The sequence below is a fragment of the Brevibacillus fluminis genome, assembly GCF_052072235.1.
In the GTDB taxonomy this organism is placed as follows: Bacteria; Bacillota; Bacilli; order Brevibacillales; family Brevibacillaceae; genus Brevibacillus_D; species Brevibacillus_D fluminis_A.
The window spans coordinates 4596090-4610463 of sequence record NZ_CM125436.1 but is presented as its reverse complement, the minus strand read 5'-3'; the positions used below and the strand labels follow the sequence as shown (position 1 = coordinate 4610463).

The 14374-nt window shown below is 48.2% G+C and carries 13 protein-coding genes; 10 read left to right on the top strand and 3 right to left on the bottom strand.

The genetic code is table 11. The features are described from left to right. Positions 1-11: 11 nt before the first annotated feature. On the top strand, positions 12-314 hold the full coding sequence (locus tag ACTID9_RS22645) for a hypothetical protein (RefSeq protein ID WP_441067123.1): 303 nt from the start codon (positions 12-14) through the stop codon (positions 312-314). A 104-nt stretch (positions 315-418) separates the two neighbouring features. Here the strand turns inward: ACTID9_RS22645 and ACTID9_RS22640 are convergent, their stop codons facing one another. Continuing rightward, on the bottom strand, positions 419-2452 hold the full coding sequence (locus ACTID9_RS22640) for a WG repeat-containing protein (RefSeq protein ID WP_441067122.1): 2034 nt from the start codon (positions 2450-2452) through the stop codon (positions 419-421). Between the two features lie 444 nt (positions 2453-2896). Here ACTID9_RS22640 and ACTID9_RS22635 point away from each other — a divergent pair, with 444 nt between their 5' ends. The 7 genes from ACTID9_RS22635 (at position 2897) to ACTID9_RS22605 (ending at position 11179) form a co-directional block, all read left to right on the top strand. Further along, positions 2897-3292 (top strand): VOC family protein, encoded by a 396-nt coding sequence (locus ACTID9_RS22635; protein WP_441067121.1) that lies wholly within the window; start codon positions 2897-2899, stop codon positions 3290-3292. A 457-nt stretch (positions 3293-3749) separates the two neighbouring features. Beyond that, on the top strand, positions 3750-5252 hold the full coding sequence (locus ACTID9_RS22630) for a malate:quinone oxidoreductase (protein WP_441067120.1): 1503 nt from the start codon (positions 3750-3752) through the stop codon (positions 5250-5252). A gap of 179 nt (positions 5253-5431) precedes the next feature. Continuing rightward, a complete protein-coding gene (locus ACTID9_RS22625) occupies positions 5432-6409 on the top strand; it encodes a LacI family DNA-binding transcriptional regulator (RefSeq protein WP_441067119.1) in 978 nt (325 codons plus the stop codon). 371 nt (positions 6410-6780) lie between these two features. Then, entirely contained in the window at positions 6781-8508 is a 1728-nt protein-coding gene (locus tag ACTID9_RS22620) for an amidohydrolase family protein (protein WP_441067118.1), read from the top strand. Positions 8509-8728: 220 nt separating this feature from the next. Continuing rightward, positions 8729-9430, top strand: a complete 702-nt coding sequence (locus ACTID9_RS22615; RefSeq protein ID WP_441067117.1) for a YczE/YyaS/YitT family protein — start codon at positions 8729-8731, stop codon at positions 9428-9430. Positions 9431-9549: 119 nt separating this feature from the next. After that, positions 9550-10005, top strand: coding sequence for a GNAT family N-acetyltransferase (locus ACTID9_RS22610; RefSeq protein WP_441072703.1), 456 nt, complete (start codon positions 9550-9552; stop codon positions 10003-10005). A gap of 25 nt (positions 10006-10030) precedes the next feature. Then, positions 10031-11179, top strand: coding sequence for a glycerate kinase (locus tag ACTID9_RS22605; RefSeq protein WP_441067116.1), 1149 nt, complete (start codon positions 10031-10033; stop codon positions 11177-11179). Between the two features lie 201 nt (positions 11180-11380). Here the strand turns inward: ACTID9_RS22605 and ACTID9_RS22600 are convergent, their stop codons facing one another. Next, positions 11381-12328, bottom strand: a complete 948-nt coding sequence (locus tag ACTID9_RS22600) for a DMT family transporter (protein ID WP_441067115.1) — start codon at positions 12326-12328, stop codon at positions 11381-11383. 246 nt (positions 12329-12574) lie between these two features. On the opposite strand from ACTID9_RS22600, the gene ACTID9_RS22595 reads away from it, so the two are divergent. Both ACTID9_RS22595 and ACTID9_RS22590 read left to right on the top strand, forming a co-directional pair. Next, complete coding sequence (locus ACTID9_RS22595; protein ID WP_441067114.1) at positions 12575-12895, top strand: hypothetical protein; 321 nt, start codon at positions 12575-12577, stop codon at positions 12893-12895. A gap of 111 nt (positions 12896-13006) precedes the next feature. Continuing rightward, positions 13007-13648: a DUF2306 domain-containing protein gene (locus ACTID9_RS22590; protein WP_441067113.1), complete on the top strand. Its 642-nt coding sequence runs from the start codon at positions 13007-13009 to the stop codon at positions 13646-13648. On the opposite strand, the gene ACTID9_RS22585 is transcribed toward ACTID9_RS22590, so the two are convergent. After that, positions 13626-14261 carry a DUF2306 domain-containing protein gene (locus ACTID9_RS22585; RefSeq protein WP_441067112.1) on the bottom strand — a complete coding sequence of 212 codons (636 nt, stop codon included), beginning with the start codon at positions 14259-14261 and terminating at the stop codon, positions 13626-13628. The two genes, ACTID9_RS22590 and ACTID9_RS22585, sit on opposite strands and share 23 nt — an antisense overlap. Between the last annotated feature and the right edge of the window lie 113 nt (positions 14262-14374).

Below are 14374 nucleotides of genomic sequence, written 5' to 3'. Positions count from 1 at the left end.
GAGGGAATGATATGGCGTTTAGAAAGCCTATATCTACATTTGGGGGATTAACTTGGTGGAAAAACGTTCGGCAGAATGAATATTTTATTATGCAAGAACATAAGGTTGGTATACCGGTTTGGCCTTATAAATATAGAATTTTAATGAGAGAAAATAAGATGGAAATAGCCAATTCTAACGATTATGATGAAATCATTTACGATTGGCGGTATCTTGAGAATAATGCTGTTCCACAACTAGATCAGAAAATCGATTGGTTAAAAAATGGAAGTGACTTTGTTGATTTGATTACAAAAATAGTTTTAAAGAAATAATAAAACAGCCAGGGGATTTTAAACAATGAAGGTGACCATAACTGGTCACCTTCATTGTTTATGATATGCTCCAAAACAAGGACTGCCCGATAATTGTTATTCCATCATGGGACTAATCGATCAGAATTACTTTTTCTCAATGTGACAACACCAATCTTACCGTTTACCTTTATTGCATTTGTATAGTTTTTTGGAAATTGATTATTCTTATCCCAAGTAAGATCTGGGTTGTAATAATTATTCCCCTCCAAGGCTTGGAAAAATTCCTTCGGATAGGAGAGAATGATGTTACCTTGTGTATCGATCACATGATAATTTCCTCCGGGAGCATTCCAATCTTCTCTTCGATAGATCAGGTCTAAGCTCTTTTCCCCTTTCACAATGGAATCGAGTTTGTTAATCTGCTCTTCCGTTCCGTTAAAAGAAACATCATATACATCCAAAAATGGGCCATCATATACTTCAGCCCATCCATTTTCAAAATGATTCACTATAGAATAACCGCTAGCAAATAGAATCTTGCCAGCCCGATCAATATAATATTCCTTTTCGCCCTCAATCCATAGTACGGTATAATTCTCTTGGAAATATCCACGGAACGCCATTCGTCGATTCGGGTCGATACCATGGCTCACAAGCTCGTCTTTGATCATATCCGTAGTTAGCACGACTTGCCCGTTCTCATCGATAATCCCACTCATGCTGCCTTTCCGTACTCCCGCATAACCTCTATAAAAGTTAACAGCAGCATCCCATTGTGGCTCTGAAATGACTTTCCCACTTTTATTGACGAATCCGTATTTGCCATCCTTTTTAACTCTACCGAATCCATGGGAGAATCGATCAGCATCGTCCCACTGTGGCTCGGAGATCACTTTGCCACTGCTAGAAATGTATCCAAATTGGCCATTTTTGAACATAACTGCGATTTCTCCTCCAAAGAAATCCAATACACCGTCTCCCAATCTAGACTCTTTGGTTCCACTTGCCCGATACTCATATAGTATTGGAATAATCAACTTGCCACCTTTATCCATGAAACCATAGTTTCGATTTTTCGTTACCCGTGCCAAGCCATTGTGCATCTCTGCAATATCATCCCATTCAACTTTGGTAAGCGGCTTCCAGTTTGCATCTAACAGGCCGAATTTCTTCCCGATCTGAACTTTATAACCATAATATTGTTTTTTACCAGGTTTAAATTCATACCCGTCATACAAGCTTCTACTCTCTTCATCAAATACCCGCACAATGCTGTCATGTTGAAAAGGAAGTATAGCCTTGCCTTTTTTGTCGATGACACCGTATTTACCGTTCTTCTTTGCAATCGAGCTTCCATTTTCAAAATGTTCAATCTCATCATATACAAACGGAATCATCACTTTGCCTGTAAGGTCGATACATCCGTATTTACTATTTTTCTCAGCGATAATCAATCCATCGTTCAGAATTCCAGAATTCGGCGCCATATTGAACTGTATGCCAATAGGCTGGAATGGAAGAATGACTTTGCCAGCTTGATTAAGCAATCCTACTACTGTTTCCAGGCTGTTTTTTTTGGTGTATTTCCATGCTATATAAATAACCTGGTTATTATCAGAAACAACCCTGCGCAGCCCCGCATAAGCCATCGGAATAATGATTTTCCCCTTGGCATCAATGACGCCGGCTTTCGTTTGCGTCACATACATGTCTGTTCCATTAAACCCTAGCGACTCTGTCCCCTCTTTTACAATGGCTTGTCCCTTATAAAAGTTTTCTACTTTGGTGCTGGACGGTAATGAAAATGCAACACGACCATCCATGCCGACATACTCATTTATTGAATTGGATTTTTTCCGCTGACCCAATGCACTCGTTTCGCTGGAGAGAATGATTTTATCAAATTGGGGTACGAATACCGCCTTACCATTTGAATCCATCAAACCGTATTTTTGGCCATCTTGAACCTGAAAAAAATTACCCACTTTTTGTACAGAATCCCACTTTGGTTCAATAATGGTTTCCCATTCATACATTGGTTTAGATAGAGGAGTAGTATAAACGACTTTATTAAACATTTCATTATCTGCAAAGGCTTGTGCCGGAGCAAATAGCGTACTTAAAACGATAAAATAAGACATCGACTTTTTAAACATGAAAATATCCCCTACACATTATATTTAAATTGTTTTACGCGAAACTTTGAATCTGTAAACTATTGATATTCTTTCATCCTATGACATTGTGTTGATTCGAGGTTAGATCACACTATCGTGTCGAAGGAATTGTTTTATTATGGGTTACATTACCTTTTATGGTAACAACTTTTACATTTTATCTCTCCACTCAAGACAAAACAAGAAGAATATCTTGATTTACCATTACTTAGATATTTATACAGATAAAAATTCATAAAATTCTTATCCAGTATAAGGGCAACCGCGGCTACGCCAAAAAGCATAGCGTAGCCAGGTTTTCTAACGTAAAGCGTTCGAATGTGAATAAACGGTAGGATTTACAGTCACATTGTAAATGGAAACCAATGCTTCGATCAGGAGGAATCAATCGTTTCGTAACGAGTCAATCAAAGGAGTGATCACATGAACAAAAAAATCGGACATGTAACCTTGTTGGTAAAAAACTTTGATGAAGCCATTGATTTTTATATCAACAAGGCGGGGTTTGTATTAATAACCGACAACGCATTTGGCAACGGATTCCGCTGGGTCACCGTTGCTCCCTCGAAAGATGCTGAAACAGCAATTGTTTTCGTGGAAGCGGATACGGATGAAAAAAGGAAGAGGATCGGCAATCAGGCTGCGAACCACGTGTTTATGGTCGTTCAAACCGACGATTGCAAACGCGATTATGAGAAAATGAAGGCAAACGGAGTAAAATTTTTCGGAGAACCGAAAGAGGTGCCTTGGGGAGTTGAGGTTGTGTTTGAAGATCTTTACGGAAATCGTTGGGATCTCCTACAGCATAACGGATTCTAAAATAAAGTAGCCACTCGAACCGGAGTGGCTTGCATTTTAACCGAGGCAGTCGTTTTTAGTCGAAATCCTATCCCTGTTATTTTTGTCATAATCTCCACAATTAGGAGACATAAATCAGCAGAATCGTGCGAATAATTGTAACATAAATAAAATTCACCTTTACATTTGCACTCACTTTTTCCGCGAAATTCCACACATTTTCCCCAAAATCCCGTGCTTATCCCCTAATTCCTGCCTAAAACAGCGTGAGACTTCTAACGATTATCAGCTTTCATACAGCATTTTGCTGTCATATAATAGTAAATATTTTAATCTCTCAACAATAGTGTTACACTATAAGCAGGTAAACATTCATCCAGAAAAGGTGCGTAACTAGGTCGCACCCTGTTTGCTGTCAAAGGCTAATCAGGAGCGCCTACATCTTTTCTTCAAATACTAGCGCGTTAGGACGGTAAAAATGAGTAACAGACAAATCAAAACAGACGTTATCTTAATTGGTGCCGGAATCATGAGTGCGACTTTAGGGTCACTGCTGAAGGAATTAGTACCAGACTGGGAGATTACAGTGTTTGAGAAGCTTGCAAGCGCAGGTGAGGAAAGTTCCAACGAATGGAATAATGCGGGAACTGGACATGCTGCACTGTGCGAGCTGAACTACACGAGCGAGAAACCTGACGGATCGATAGATATTAGCAAAGCGATTAAAATCAATGAGCAGTTTCAGGTTTCTAAACAGTTTTGGTCCTATCTTGTCAACAGCAAGCTGATCCGCAACCCGCAGGACTTTATCATGCCATTGCCGCATATGAGCTTGGTCCAAGGGGAACAAAATGTAAAGTTTTTGAAAAAGCGTTTTGAGGCAATGTCGAACAATCCTTTGTTCCAAGGTATGGAATTTTCCGATGATCCGAAAAAGTTGGCGGAATGGCTTCCACTTGTGATGACAGACCGTACATCGAATGAGCCGATCGCAGCAACAAAAATCGACTCGGGAACGGATGTCAACTTCGGTGCGTTAACACGCATGTTGTTTGATCACTTGCAAAGAAAAAACGTTGAGGTCAAATACGAGCATAGTGTCGATGATCTTAAACGTACCAGCGACGGCTCGTGGGAATTGAAAGTGAAGAACCTCAAAAATGGCGTCGTCCAACGCCATGCAGCCAAATTCGTCTTTATCGGCGGTGGCGGCGGAAGCCTGCATTTGCTGCAAAAATCGGGTATTCCGGAAGGGAAGCATATTGGCGGATTCCCGGTAAGCGGAATTTTTATGGTGTGCAACAATCCGGATGTTATCGCGCAGCATCATGCAAAAGTATACGGCAAGGCTAAAGTTGGTGCGCCGCCAATGTCTGTGCCGCATCTTGACACACGTTATATCGACAACAAAAAATCGTTGTTATTCGGACCGTTTGCCGGCTTCTCGCCCAAGTTCTTGAAAACGGGTTCCATGTTCGATTTAATCACTTCTGTCAAACCGAATAACGTCTTGACGATGTTGGCGGCAGGCGCGAAAGAGATGGCTTTGACAAAATACTTGATCCAGCAAGTCATGCTCTCGAAAGAACAGCGTATGGAAGAGCTGCGCGAGTTCATCCCGAACGCGAAAAGCGAGGATTGGGATTTGGTCGTAGCGGGTCAACGCGTACAAGTGATCAAAGATACAGAAGCAGGCGGCAAAGGTACGCTTCAATTCGGTACGGAAGTCATTACTGCGGCGGATGGTTCGATCGCTGCATTGCTGGGGGCTTCTCCGGGTGCTTCTACCGCTGTTTCCGTCATGCTTGAGTTAATCAAAAAATGCTTCCCGCAGCATATCAATGCGTGGGAACCGAAATTAAAAGAAATGATTCCAACGTACGGCGTGTCACTGATGGAACACCCAGAGCTGATTCAGGAAATTCATACGTCCACAGACCGTACGCTTGAACTGAGCAAAGAACTGGCTCTTTCCAAGTAGACGGGTCAAAACCGAATCATAAGGCAAGCGGCCTTCGTCCTTCCATACCGTGGGACCAAGGCCGTTTCGCTTTGTGCATGTTCATAGAATTTTCTTGCAATTCATTCGGATGCATGATATATTTCTGAACAAAGATAAACGATTAACGTAAACGTTTATCTGCAGCAGGGAGGTTTCACATGGCTACGCTAAAAGACATTGCCAAACATGCGAATGTAAGCGTTTGTACGGTGTCGAAATACTTGAGCGCCGACATGACGGTCAAAAAAGAAACAGAAGAACGCATACAGCTCGCAATCAAGGAACTGGGATATGTGCCCAATGTGGTTGCCAAAGCGTTGAAGCGCAAGGAAACCTTCAATGTCGCGGTCATTTTGCCGAAGATCAACAACCTGTATTATTCCGAGATCACCTCCGGCATCAGTCAAACCTTGGGAAAGCATCACTATAATCTCTTTATCTATGAAGTCGACAATCTCAATCTAAGCGAAGATGAAATCCTTCAGCTTATGCGCGAAAATATGATCGCGGGCATCATTTTCATCGGCTTGTTTTCGGATACTTCTTTTCGCGAGAGCATCCACAACGCAGTGGGATGGGAGATTCCCGTTGTCTATGTCAATCGATGCATGCCGTACAGCGGCTTTCCTTTGGTGTACCCGGATTTGGTCCAGGCGGGCAAGCTGGGGGCAGAGCAGTTGCTGTCCAACGGGAAACAACGAATTGCTTTCGTTCATAAAAAGCTGCCTGACGATTTGCTGGGCTATTTTTTGGAAGGGTATCATCAAGCGGCCAACAGTGAGCACAAGCCGCTGTTGATCGAGATCGAAGACGGGATGGACCTGTCAAAATCATGCATTCCTGCCTTGCGCGAAAACAACATCGATGGTGTATTTGTACTCAATGAAATGAGCGCCGTCTATTTGACCAAGGCATTGGTGGATCAGGAGATTCGCATCAGCGAGGAGATCGCGGTTGTGAGCTTGGGAAATTCGCTGATCTCGCAAATTTCTACGCCGGAGCTTACTTGTGTAGATTTGCAGAACCGGGAATTAGGCATTCGCAGCGCAGAGATCATTCTCAGCCAGATTCGAAAACAAGCGTTTGAATCGGTTACGGTTTTGGAACCGTTCATCGTGGTGCGCAAATCCGCCTGATTTTTCGTGAAGGAAAGGCGAAAAATCAGGTGGTTTTGAAAGCGGATGTTGGATAAACGTTTAACAAAAGATGGAGTGTGACGATGGCGAGTCACAGAAAGAAACGTAGTCACAAACGGTGGAAGTGAGGCTCGGAAGACAATTGCACTGCAAGATAAACGTTTAACAATGAGATAAGACTTCCATGCCGCTGTTCGCGGCACCACTGATGAATGAAAATGAAATCGTTTTTTCAGGGGAGAAGAAACCGTAACCGGAAAAACACCCGATCAAGTTAAACGTTTAATAAGCGAGAATCATCATTCACTCCGATAAGTTCAGAGCCCAGCTCTGCTTATATATGAGAAAAACACAGAAGGGGAGAACAAACAATGAAACAAACAGAAACGAATCATCTTGAAAAAGTCCGCGCGATCTTTGATGTGCTGCATGGCGAAAAAGAAGCGGACCTGCTCGTAAAGAATGTGAACATCCTGGATGTGCATGGGGAGACGGTCTATCACGGATCGTTGCTCATCTATGACAAACGCATTGTTGCGCTGAATCCGGATGAATCGATCGTCAAGGTGAAAGAAGTTTTTGATGGACAGGGGCTTTATGCGATTCCGGGGCTGATTGATGCCCACCTGCATTTTGAATCGCAGCTGGCACACCCGACTGCGCTTGCCGAGGCGATGGTGCCATGCGGTACAACAACCATCTTTGCGGAGTGTCTGGACCTTCTGAGCGCGGCCGGTGAGGACGGGGTGCGTGCTGCCCAAAACTTGTTCCGCGATTATGACAAGCTTCCTTACCGACTCTACGCATTCGCGCCTGGCAAAAAAACAGCCGCTTGGGTCACAAAAGAAGTGTTGGAGATGGAGCCGGTGATCGGCTTGGGCGAATTCGAGCATTTTACATACAGCAAGGGGGATGAGGATGACTTCCAAAAAGCCGCCTGGGTACGGGAAAAAGGCGGATTCATGAATGGGCATTGGGGTTTGACCGCGCTTCCCGATATGGTGTTAAATTATTTGCCGGCGATTGGCGTATCCAACAATCATGATGTCTGGAATGGGGACGATATCGAAAAAAGCATTCGCTACGGCTTCCCTACGCAAATCAAGTTCGGCGTCGGCAGCAGTGAAGTGATCAAAACTTTGCTCCGCGCGATTGTCGACCGCAAGTTCCCAACAGAAAATTTCATGCTGTGCACCGACAACATCTCGATTGAACGCCTGCTGAAAATGGGGCATATGGACTGGATTATTTCGCTTTGCACACAGATGGGGATTCACCCGATCAAGGCGATCAAAATGGCTACCTACAACACAGCCAAATCCTATCATATGGACCATCTCATCGGCTCCTTGACGCCGGGGCGCTTCGCAGACATCGTCCTGACCGACAGCTTGTCGAAAATCAATCCGCTGTATGTATTTAAAGACGGCGAGCTGATTGCACAAGACAAAAAGATGCTGAAACATGTGGAGATCGATTACTCGGGCATGTGCACGAAAGGCATCGCAGGCTTGGATGATTTGACGCCGGAGCAGTTGGATTTGGTACCGTTAGAGGTTTCGGAGGACGGCACGAAGGCAAAAGTCTACTTGTTTGACGTATATGGCCGCGGGCACGCGAAGTTTTACCAGGAAGTATGGGTGCCGATCAACGAGGGCAAGATCGTTCCGGAATATGAAGGGGAACGGCTGAGCCGCCTCTCGGTCATTCGCCGCTATGCAGACGGAAAACGCCATGTTGTAAACGGCTTGTTTAAAGGTGTTTCGATCGAGCGCGGTGCCGTAGCAACCTCCTGGCCAGCTCCGATCCCTTATTTTGTTGTCGTCGGGCAAGACAGCGATGAAATGTGCTACTGCGCAAAAGAGGTCGATCGGTATTCGGGCGCGTGCATCGTCACGGACAACAAGACGCCAAAAAGCGTGATGCCGATCGAAATTTATGGCATGATGACAAATATGACCGTGAATGAACTGACCGCAAGCGCGGCTGCGATCGATGCCGCCTTGGAAGAAATGGGGAACCGCAACGCGGGGGAGCCGGTGGTGAACAAGCTGTTGAGCCTGTTTATTTCGCTGCATCGTTTCCGCTTCATGAAATAAAAGGAGGTTGGGACAAGCTTTTTTTAAAATGTCGTAATTATCCTAAAATTGAAACGAAAGCGTCTTGAAAATCGGAAGCGTGCTCCCGTTCTTTGCGGGGATGGCGTTTGGCGAGAACACCGCCTGGGAGAATGGAGCACCTTTTCGAAAGCGTTCCCAGCGTTGCTGCGACTCGAAGCCTGCTCTTTAAAACAGTCAGTGAAAGAAAGAGGGATGGTTGATGCAAAAATATACGGACAGTACCGAACTGCAAAACAATTCCAGTTTGACAAAGCGGTGGATCATTTATTTAGTTGGCATTTATATATTGACTCTTGGCATCAGTTTGGCGATTCGGGCAGGAATCGGGATCTCGCCGCAGAGCAGTCTTACAAGGACCATGACCGTCATTTTCCCTCAACTGTCGCAAGGAACGTTCTCTTTCCTCCTGGAGCTTCTCATGCTGCTGGGAGCCTATCTGGTCCTGCCGAAAGATTTTAAACTAAAATATTTTGCCGGATTGATTCCAGCTTTGGCGTTAAGCATTTTTTTGGACCTGAACCTGCTGATTACCAGTTTTATCAAGATCGATCTCTATTATGCAAAAGTGATGCTGCTGGCTGTTGCGGATGCAGCGTTGGCGTTTGGGTTGTATCTCATGATTCAAGCGAACCTGGTGCTGATCCCCGTCGATTTGTTTGTGAACACCCTGTTTAAAAGGACCAAAATGAAGTGGGGGAATATCAAGACGATCTTCGATTGCTCCTTGCTGGTGGTATCCGCATGCATCGGTCTGATTTTCCTTGGTGAGATCAAGTTTATTCGCGAAGGGACCATCATCAATGCGATTTTGGTTGGGCAATATATCAAGCTGTACACCTATTTGTTTAAGCGGGCAAAGGATCGCAAAGCGGATGAAGATCCAACCCTCATCAAAGGGTAGAGGCCGGGCTGTTCCCGCTTTTTCGTTTCCGGAACTTGTGCAGCAAACACGGTGGTTGAAAGTGGCTGACAAAATCAGTAAAGTAGGGGGAAACGAACAGGGATTGAGGGGTGTTTGGTCTGAATATTAAAATAGATGATTTGACTGGTCCGGAAGTGGCTGCGTTAATCGGGGAGCATCTTCAAAATATGGCCCAGCATTCTCCGCCAGAAAGCATACATGCCTTGAACCTCGACCGGCTGCGGAAGCCGGAGATCACGTTCTGGAGCGCTTGGGAAGAGGGCGAGCTGCTCGGCTGCGGGGCGCTCAAGGAGCTGGATGCCCTGCACGGAGAGGTCAAATCGATGCGAACGGCATCCGCGCATTTGCGAAAAGGTGTCGCGGGGCGAATCCTGCAGCATGTGATTGAGGAAGCCAAACGCCGCGGCTATCGGCGGCTCAGCCTGGAAACAGGCTCGATGGCTGCGTTCGAGCCAGCAAGGCGGTTGTATGCGAGCTTCGGTTTTCAGGAATGCGGGCCGTTTGCCGATTACGTGCCAGACGAAAACAGCGTCTTCATGACGAAAGAATTATGAGTCGCGAGCGGGCAGGGGGATGAACATGAAGATCGTAGTCGCACCTGATTCATTCAAAGGCTCAATTACGGCACGCGATTTGTGTGCCGCGATCCGTAAAGGCATCCTCGCAGTCCGTCCCGATGCCCAAGTTGTCGAGCTGCCGCTTGCAGATGGCGGAGAGGGCACGATGGAAAGCCTGGTCTATGCGACCGGAGGCGTCACGCAAAAGGTTCGGGTACACGATCCGCTGGGAAGACCGATCACTGCGGCGTATGGTGTTTTGGGCGACGAGAAGACGGTCGTGATCGAAATGGCGCAAGCATCCGGTCTGCCGCTGCTTGCGTGGGCCGAACGCAATCCGTGGCGTACCACAAGCTTTGGCACAGGAGAGCTGCTGCTTCATGCGCTCGATGCGGGCTACCGCCGTTTTATTATCGGGCTTGGGGGAAGCGCCACCAATGACGGTGGAGCGGGCATGATGCAGGCGCTCGGCATCCGTTTGTACGATCAAAAGGGGGAGTTGCTCCCGGCAGGTGCGAGCGGGGGAGCGTTGGAACAGCTCGGCTCCCTCGATCCGTCCGGACTGGATGCACGTTTGCAAGAATGTTCGTTCATCGTTGCAAGCGATGTCACGAATCCGCTGTGCGGCCCGTCAGGCGCATCGGCTGTGTTCGGCCCGCAAAAAGGCGCGACGCCCGAGATGGTGGTCCAACTGGATCGGGCGCTCATGCGGTACGGCGACATCCTTTTTGCCGTGCTTGGCGTAGACGTGCGGGAGCGTCCGGGAAGCGGTGCCGCAGGCGGGATGGGCGCTGCCTGGATGGCATTTTTGCAAGCGGAATTCAAGCCGGGAATCGAGCTGGTCATGGAAGCGACCGGATTCGCGGAGCATGTCCGCGATGCCGACCTGGTTGTGACGGGAGAGGGACGCCTCGATGCGCAGACGCTGTCGGGCAAAGCGATTGCAGGCGTATGCGCGCTTGCCCAAAAGCATCGCGTGCCGACGGTTGCCTTGTGCGGCGGCATGGAGCTGACCGGCGCACAGATGGACCAGCTCGGCTTGACGGCAGCTTTTCCCATCGTACCGAAACCGTGCGGCATCGAGGAAGCCATGGAAAATGCAGCCCAATGGGCGACGGAGCGAACCGAACAGATCATGCGCCTGCTGTCCATTCGGCAGGCAGGTAGATGATGATGTACGTAAAAAAGCATTGCTCTTCAAAGCCGAACAAATGGCGTGACGGGGCGATGCTTTTTTTCATGTTCTAAAGATGCTGCAAACGCTTCGGAATGTCAGCTGCGAAGCCGGCCGTATGATGGATGGAAAACGTCTGCAGCTTGTGTCCGGAAAAATGCGTAATCACAGCAACTCTTCCCCACGATGGCAATCAGATTACTTGGAAAAAGAGACGCTGCTTTTTGCAGGTGCACTGGTTTGCTTTCGGCCAAACCGGTTCGCCCCGACTACGCCGATGATGATCAATGCCGCCCCGGCTACATGATACAGCGACACTTCTTCCCCCAAAAAGAGGGCGCCGGCTGCCAGCGAGACGACCGTCGACAAGTTCGAGAACACGCTCATTTTCGCCGCCTCGATTTTGGACAGGACATAGTTGGCGATCATGGACGTTACCAAGGAAGACATGATGCCCAAATACAGGACGGCGATGACAAACTGCCCGTTTGCCAGCGGCGCGAAAAATTGCCCCATCGTCCCGGTAGCGATATGTTTGCCGACCGATACGATCAGAAAAATGACAAAGCCGAAGCCCATCATGACATAACTCAATTCGGAGGGGGTAAACTGCTTGGAAAGCGAGCGCGACTGGACATTGTAGCCGGAGATGGCGAAGCCGGACAACAGCAGGAGCACGATGCCGCCGATGTGGGTAGGATCGATGCTGCTTCCCTTCATGATGAAGATGAACAACACGCCAAAAACGGACAGGAGAATGGACAGCTTCTGCATGAGATTGGTTTTTTCCCGCAGGAACAGGGAAGCCAGGACCATCGTAATCACAGGCGTGAGCGCAATCAGGATCCCCCCTTCGGCAGAGGTCGCATGCAACAGTCCGAATGTTTGCAAGGTAAAGAATGAGGTAGGGTACAGCAGCGCGAGCACAAGCAGGGAACCAAGCGGCTTGCCACGGTAATTCAGCTTGATATGGCCGGTGAGCACCGGGATGGACATCGCCAAAAAGGATGCGATGAAGCGGAAAGCCAATGTATCGAGCGGATCAGCGGCTGCCAGCGCATTTTTGGTAAACAGAAATGAAAAACCGATGATGATGGCGTTTGTGATGGCGAAAACGTAGGCGAGCCCCAGCCCTTTGTTGGTCATAATGGAATCCTCCTAGCGAAAGGTAACGTTCTGGAATGTATTGTACAATCTGCGCCAATCGGTTTCATCGGCAGATAGTCGCTGCTTTTCTACAAAAATAGTCCACCCCTGCTGCAGGGTGGTCGTACGACTATTGGCTGATTTGTTTTCCAAGTATGCGTGAGGAAGTCTGTTTCTCGCTGTGCAACTGTGTTACAGTAATGCGGTACAATTACATACAGCGGGGATTTCTCAACCGCAGCAATCGTGAAAGAAGGATTACAGCAATGGAAGTGCTCAACCGGCTCCGCTTCCGGCGGATTGAGCATCGCATTGGCCGCCTCGGGCCACACCTATCTGCAGCAGGCCATCAGCCTCGGGATCGATCCGCAGGTCTTGCATCGGGTGGCCGCCATGGCGGGAGCGGGACTCGATACGCTGCCGCACAACGGGGCGATCTTGACGATTTTGGCGATCACCGGCGTGACGCACCGGCAAGCGTATCGCGAAATTTTCGGGCTGACCGTCATCAAGGTTGCCGCGCCGTTTTTTGTCATTTTGGTGTATACGTGGTTCGGCATCGTGTAACTTGTGTCTTCTTCGGGAACGATTGGGGGAACCGGTTGCATTGTGGTCTGCAGAAGTGTAGGTTTACGGAGGAGATAGAAAAAGCGCTGCAGATTGAGAAAGGGGGTCCAGATGAGAAAGCACTTTTATGCGCTGATGCTGGCGGTGGCTGCCGTCTTCATCGGTTATTCTTTCTACGCAAATTTCATCCATGATCCCCAGGCGACCGGCTTTCTTGGACACAAGGTGGCGCTGAAGCGGCCGATCAACCTGCCGGTGTGGCTGACTGTGATGGAAGTTCATATTGTGTTCGCGTGTGTCGCGCTGGTGTCAGGCGCGCTCAACTTCCCCAGCCGCATCGTCCAAAACTACCGCAAGTTCCACAAATTCAACGGCTACCTGTATGTGGCGTCCGTAGTGATCGTCGACCTGACCTCCGGGTATATGGCGCCTTTTTCAACCGGCGGCAAAATCAACAGCGTGGCGTTCAACCTGCTTAACATCATTTGGCTGGGGATGACGATCGCTGCGATCGCGCAAATCAAGCGAAAACAAATCGACAAGCACCGGAAATGGATGGTTCGCAGCTACGCGTTTTGCTATACAAACATGTTTATCCATCTGATTACGTACGTCTGTCACAACGGATTCGGCATGGCGTACGAAACGAGCTATACGATCGGCGTGTACGGCACGATCCTGCTCCTGCTCGTGATCGCTGAAATCGTCCTCGGAACCATCTATCGGCACCCTAAGGGACGATTGCGGGCGTAGCGGCGGATTTGCGGACGTACCATTCCACGACCAGCAGGTTGGGCACCCAGCAGATCCACGCGGTAGCCGGATAAAAGGATGCGAATGCGCCGGTTCCCCAAATGGCGAAGCAGATCGGCATCCAAAGGCGGAGCGTGACGCCGGCGAGCGTGAGGGCATAATTGCGGAGCATCCATTCGCGATGGGCCTTCACGTTTTTTTGCCTGATTTGTTGGTAGGCGGCGTAGCCCGTATACAGCCACAAAACGGAGAGCAGGAAAAAACCGCTCGCCGCCATGAATCCGCCTGACGCAGAAAATGCGAGGACTGCGCCTGCCACCCCGCCGAGCAGCACGGACACAAGGTATGCCTTCCCTAACGAGCGGTGAAGGGAAAGCCGTTTTTCGCGCAGCTTCGCGGAAAAGAGAAACGGGCCGATGACCAGCGCGACGGCGCTAAAAGCGATATGCAGATACAAAAATGCGTACCACGATGGCTGCAGCGGGCCCATGCTTTTGATTTTCACGTTGACCAGGCCGGCCTTGTCGACGCCCACCACGAGGTACTGGACAATGGAGTACGCGCTGATTGCGAGCGCAAAGAAAAGAATGATGGTCCAAATGATTTTTTTCATAAGTACGACCTTTCTATCATCGGGGATATAGGATAAATTTTACAAGATGATAGAGGCGTGCACAAATGATTCTCTTCCAAATAAGAAACGACCAGCCTTGCAAGCGCGAGGCT

Bases quoted from the DNA above. Each gene is read 5' to 3' on its own strand.
- ACTID9_RS22645 (WP_441067123.1), top strand. From the start codon at position 12: ATGGCGTTTAGAAAGCCTATATCTACATTTGGGGGATTAACTTGGTGG.
- ACTID9_RS22640 (WP_441067122.1), bottom strand. From the start codon at position 2,452: ATGTTTAAAAAGTCGATGTCTTATTTTATCGTTTTAAGTACGCTATTT.
- ACTID9_RS22635 (WP_441067121.1), top strand. From the start codon at position 2,897: ATGAACAAAAAAATCGGACATGTAACCTTGTTGGTAAAAAACTTTGAT.
- ACTID9_RS22630 (WP_441067120.1), top strand. From the start codon at position 3,750: ATGAGTAACAGACAAATCAAAACAGACGTTATCTTAATTGGTGCCGGA.
- ACTID9_RS22625 (WP_441067119.1), top strand. From the start codon at position 5,432: ATGGCTACGCTAAAAGACATTGCCAAACATGCGAATGTAAGCGTTTGT.
- ACTID9_RS22620 (WP_441067118.1), top strand. From the start codon at position 6,781: ATGAAACAAACAGAAACGAATCATCTTGAAAAAGTCCGCGCGATCTTT.
- ACTID9_RS22615 (WP_441067117.1), top strand. From the start codon at position 8,729: ATGCAAAAATATACGGACAGTACCGAACTGCAAAACAATTCCAGTTTG.
- ACTID9_RS22605 (WP_441067116.1), top strand. From the start codon at position 10,031: ATGAAGATCGTAGTCGCACCTGATTCATTCAAAGGCTCAATTACGGCA.
- ACTID9_RS22600 (WP_441067115.1), bottom strand. From the start codon at position 12,328: ATGACCAACAAAGGGCTGGGGCTCGCCTACGTTTTCGCCATCACAAAC.
- ACTID9_RS22590 (WP_441067113.1), top strand. From the start codon at position 13,007: ATGAGAAAGCACTTTTATGCGCTGATGCTGGCGGTGGCTGCCGTCTTC.
- ACTID9_RS22585 (WP_441067112.1), bottom strand. From the start codon at position 14,261: ATGAAAAAAATCATTTGGACCATCATTCTTTTCTTTGCGCTCGCAATC.